Here is a 3,898-nt window from a genome sequence, read left to right on the forward strand (position 1 = left end):
GCCGAATCCAGTGAGGCCGTCCGTGCAGGCGATCAGGACGTCTCTGACGCCACGATTTGCCAGCTCAGCGCAGATCCCGGCCCAGAACTTCGCCCCTTCGTGTTCTTGAACCCAGATCCCCAACACGTGTTTGATGCCGTCGAGGTCGACACCGACGGCGATGTGCGCAGCCCTGTTGGTGACCTGCTGACCGGACCTGATTTTGACCACGATCGCATCGAGATAGAGGATCGGATAGATCGGATCGAGTGGCCGGCGCTGCCATTCGAGGACTTCCTCGAGGACCGAGTCGGTAATCTTGGAAATGGTCTCGCGGGAAATTTCGGTACCGATGGTCGAGGCAAGATGATGCTCGATGTCGCGCACTGTCATGCCGCCGGCGTAGAGCGCGACGATCATGTCATCGAGCCCACCGATCCTGCGCGCACCACGCGGGACCAGGGTTGGAACGAACGTGCCGTCGCGGTCGCGGGGGATTGCCAACGGCACATCGCCGACTTCGCTCGACACGGTCTTGCTGCTGAAACCGTTGCGAGCGTTGGGAAGTAGACGGCCGGCAAGGTCGCCCTTGTCGTATCCGAGGTGCTCGGTGAGTTCGGTCTGCAGTCCGCGCTCGAGAACCGCCTTGACCATCTCCTGCAGGAACCCGCCCTGCCCGGTGATCTGCAGCTGGCCCGTGTCGATCTTGGCCATCACCTCGTCGAGGGCACCCGAGGCCTTCAAGGCGTCGAAGGCGCTGAGCTCAGCCCGATCGTTCGTGTCATCTGCATGATTGCCGTCCACAGTCATGGTCACGATGATGCTCCATCCGTGTCAGTCCGTTCTTACACAAACCATCTGACACGCCCCACGGTGTGCCTCCCAGCTGACGAGCGCCGACCTCGACCGGTTGACCATGCGCGGCGCACGTGCAGGGCAGACTGCGCCGGCACTGCCCGCGTTCGATCCGAGTGCCCGCTTGCGCACTGCGGCACCGATCGAGGTCGATCGCACCGCCACCCGCGATGGACTGATCACCCTGCTCGGCCATCAGCTCGCATTGGGTCCGGACACCGCCGGAACCCGCATCACCCTCAGAATCGAGGGCGGTCTCATCCACGCCATCGCCGGTAACCATGTGATCAAGACCTTGCCGAATCCGTTGATCAGCAACGATAACCGCCAACTGACCCGCGTGCGTCGAGCAACGACGCTCCTCCCGCCGCCCTCGGGCCCCCAACGCGTGCACCGGAAAGTGCCGATAGACGGTGTCGTCATGGTCGACGGCCAGAGATTGCCCGTCGGCCGCACACACGCCGGAACCATCCTCACCGTGGTCGTCGAGGATCACCATTTCCGAGTTCTCGACGGCCCCACAAAACTCTCACTGCACGCCGGAACCACCACCAAACCGATCCGAAACTTCAACGCCCACCCGACCCCGAGACCGTTAACGATGTCCCGGTGACGATCAGTTAGGTATGTCCCGAGACCACACACGTCACGCATTTGCATGCGCAGAAATAGGCTCTGTGATGCACAACGATGTGCGTTACAGGGCCATGGATGCCTGGACGGTGACGTAGACGGCTACGACGAATAACAGGGCTGCGAAGCTACGGGTGAGTGTGGTGGCAGAAACTCTGTCGCTGATGACTTTTCCTGCGAACGAGCCTGTAATTGCCGCGAAAGTGAACGGTACGACGATCTCCCACGGGATGGTGGCACCCGTGCCGAGGCGTTCGGTGAAGGCTCCCGCGCTGGTGATGGAGATGATCACCAGTGACGTTCCGACCGCGACGGGCATCGAATAGCCCAGTGCCAGAACCAGGGCGGGGACGATGAGGAATCCGCCGCCCACTCCCAGAAACCCGGTGAGGCAGCCGACGACGAGCGCGGAGGCGACCAGCTTGACCACCTGCGAAGTAGTGATCTTCACTTTCGTGGGCTTGGCGGCGACCGCGACGGCGCTCGACCGTGTTTCCGCGGTCTCGACCGGGTTCGGCGTCGGTAGGTCGGCATCGTGTCCTCGCCGGGTGCGGCGCAGCATCGCACCGGCGGCGACGATCATCAGAGCCGCGAATGCGAGCAGCAAAATCTGCGGGTCGACCGATCGGTTGAGGATCGACCCACCGAAGGCGGTGCCCGCGCCCAGAAGTCCGAACACTGCCGCTGCCCGCCACCGAACGTGCCGTGCTCGCGCATGGCTGATGGCCGCGATGATCGAGGTGATTCCGACAATGATCAGCGAGGCGCTCGTTGCCGATTGCGGTTCAACCGCCAGGAGGTACACCAGAGCAGGAACAGTCAGTATCGATCCCCCACCACCGAGCGCGCCGAGGGAAAGCCCGATGAGAATCCCTGCGGCGACTGCGATCGCGAGGATGGCGACCATGTCAAATTACTGAGCCGGGCGTGCCGTCATCACGGACCACAGGGCGGCCGTCTTCGTGCCACGCCATCATACCGCCCGACAGATTGTGCGCCGTGCGATCGGCATCGGTGAGGGCCGCGACAGCTTTGCTCGACCGAGCGCCCGAGCGGCACACCACGACCAATTTCTGCTCGGGAGGATAGGCAGCAGGATCGAGATCGCCGAGGCGTACATGGACGGCGTCCGGGGCGTGGCCGGCTGCCCATTCGTCGTCCTCGCGGACATCGATCAGGATGGCTCCCGATTCGGCGATCAAAGCGTGTGCGGCGGCCGGATCGGCTTCCGGTGGTGCTCCAGTCATGAAGAACGCTCCTTGGATCAGTGGGTGCTTACAGGGCGTGCAGCGGCGTGGCCGGCACGAAGCGATAGCCGTCGCTCGGTGAGAACGTGGCCGAGACGGTGAACCGATCTCCTCGAATCACTGTGTGCCGCAACTCCACCGGCCGGGAATTCATGCAACCCGAACGGCGGATCGACAGCGCGGAGGTCTTCGAATCGAGTTCGAGTGCTGCCGCATCCTCCGGATCCGGGACGACGGCAGTGACGTCCTCGCGGCCACCGGTCAGGCGGATGCCGCAACGCTTCTCGAGCTCGATGTAGAGAGCCGTGTGAGTGAAGTCCGCATCCAGGAGGTCGCGTGCCAGATCCCCCGGCAACCAGGCACGGTCGAGCGCCAACGGCATGGTCCCTGCCATACGGATGCGCTCTAGGTAGAGCAGCGGCGCCTTGGGACCGACCCGCAGGGTAGCGGCCACCGCGGGGTCGGTCCGCAGTTCGAGTACACGCACCACGCTGTGCTGAGCAACACCCGTGGCTTCCACCGCAGCGAAGAGACTGTAGAGCGCACCGAGTGGCTGCTCGATCACCGGCGGAGCCGCCAACCGAGAAGGCCGGCCACGCTCTGCAATCAAGATTCCTTCGTTCCGCAGGTGCCGCAGGGCCTCGCGGGTGGTGTGACGGCTCACCCCGTAGCTCGTCGTCAACGCATGCTCGCCCGGGAACTCGGAGCCGGCGAATTCGTCGTCACCGATTCGGCGGACCAGATCAGCATGCAGTTGCGCCCACAGCGGCATCGCACTGGAGCGGTCGAGCGCGGCACTGCGATCGGGTTCAACCATCAAAGGCCCTCCTGTCGATCTGTGTCGGAATCCGAATTCGAGCCGCCGACTGCTGGCCCTCGGGGCCACTGTACAACAAATGTACGTACATCCGTACGGACGGGAGATGCTCTGCGCAGGTCGACACGCAACAAGACGACCTTCGCATCGACAAAGTCTCGCCGAGCACGAACGAGCGCCTGGTGGAGATCGCGCCGAACCTGGTGAATCCGTCCGCGTAGCGACGCGGCATCACGTCGCCTCCCAGTCGGTCCCGGGTCAGGCCAGTCGGTGCCGGATCAGGAGTGTCGCCCGGGGTCCTGCTCGGTCTGGGGTCTGCTCACCGTCGGTGGCGCAGCGAGCCGACAGGGCGAGCACAGGACCAAAC

General features: G+C 64.0%; 5 protein-coding genes. 1 reads left to right on the plus strand and 4 read right to left on the minus strand.

Annotation, left to right across the window (positions count from 1 at the left end; genetic code table 11):
• Nucleotides 1-789, minus strand: a 789-nt coding sequence (locus A2J02_RS18055) for an IS256 family transposase (protein WP_231893885.1), incomplete at its 3' end; no start/stop codon positions are given.
• Between the two features lie 106 nt (nucleotides 790-895).
• Here A2J02_RS18055 and A2J02_RS28785 point away from each other — a divergent pair.
• Nucleotides 896-1,447 carry a hypothetical protein gene (locus A2J02_RS28785; protein ID WP_008720428.1) on the plus strand — a complete coding sequence of 184 codons (552 nt, stop codon included), beginning with the start codon at nucleotides 896-898 and terminating at the stop codon, nucleotides 1,445-1,447.
• Between the two features lie 84 nt (nucleotides 1,448-1,531).
• Here A2J02_RS28785 and A2J02_RS18065 read toward each other — a convergent pair whose 3' ends face one another.
• The 3 genes from A2J02_RS18065 to A2J02_RS18075 are packed head-to-tail and all read right to left on the minus strand — an operon-like array spanning nucleotide 1,532 to nucleotide 3,531.
• Nucleotides 1,532-2,374 carry a sulfite exporter TauE/SafE family protein gene (locus A2J02_RS18065; RefSeq protein WP_008720427.1) on the minus strand — a complete coding sequence of 281 codons (843 nt, stop codon included), beginning with the start codon at nucleotides 2,372-2,374 and terminating at the stop codon, nucleotides 1,532-1,534.
• 1 nt (nucleotide 2,375) lies between these two features.
• Nucleotides 2,376-2,714: a rhodanese-like domain-containing protein gene (locus A2J02_RS18070; RefSeq protein WP_008720426.1), complete on the minus strand. Its 339-nt coding sequence runs from the start codon at nucleotides 2,712-2,714 to the stop codon at nucleotides 2,376-2,378.
• A 28-nt stretch (nucleotides 2,715-2,742) separates the two neighbouring features.
• Nucleotides 2,743-3,531, minus strand: coding sequence for a GntR family transcriptional regulator (locus A2J02_RS18075; RefSeq protein WP_008720425.1), 789 nt, complete (start codon nucleotides 3,529-3,531; stop codon nucleotides 2,743-2,745).
• Between the last annotated feature and the right edge of the window lie 367 nt (nucleotides 3,532-3,898).

The sequence above is a fragment of the Rhodococcus sp. EPR-147 genome (genome assembly GCF_001647185.1).
Classification (GTDB): Bacteria; Actinomycetota; Actinomycetes; order Mycobacteriales; family Mycobacteriaceae; genus Rhodococcoides.

Bases quoted from the DNA above. Each gene is read 5' to 3' on its own strand.
- A2J02_RS28785 (WP_008720428.1), top strand. From the start codon at position 896: ATGCGCGGCGCACGTGCAGGGCAGACTGCGCCGGCACTGCCCGCGTTC.
- A2J02_RS18065 (WP_008720427.1), bottom strand. From the start codon at position 2,374: ATGGTCGCCATCCTCGCGATCGCAGTCGCCGCAGGGATTCTCATCGGG.
- A2J02_RS18070 (WP_008720426.1), bottom strand. From the start codon at position 2,714: ATGACTGGAGCACCACCGGAAGCCGATCCGGCCGCCGCACACGCTTTG.
- A2J02_RS18075 (WP_008720425.1), bottom strand. From the start codon at position 3,531: ATGGTTGAACCCGATCGCAGTGCCGCGCTCGACCGCTCCAGTGCGATG.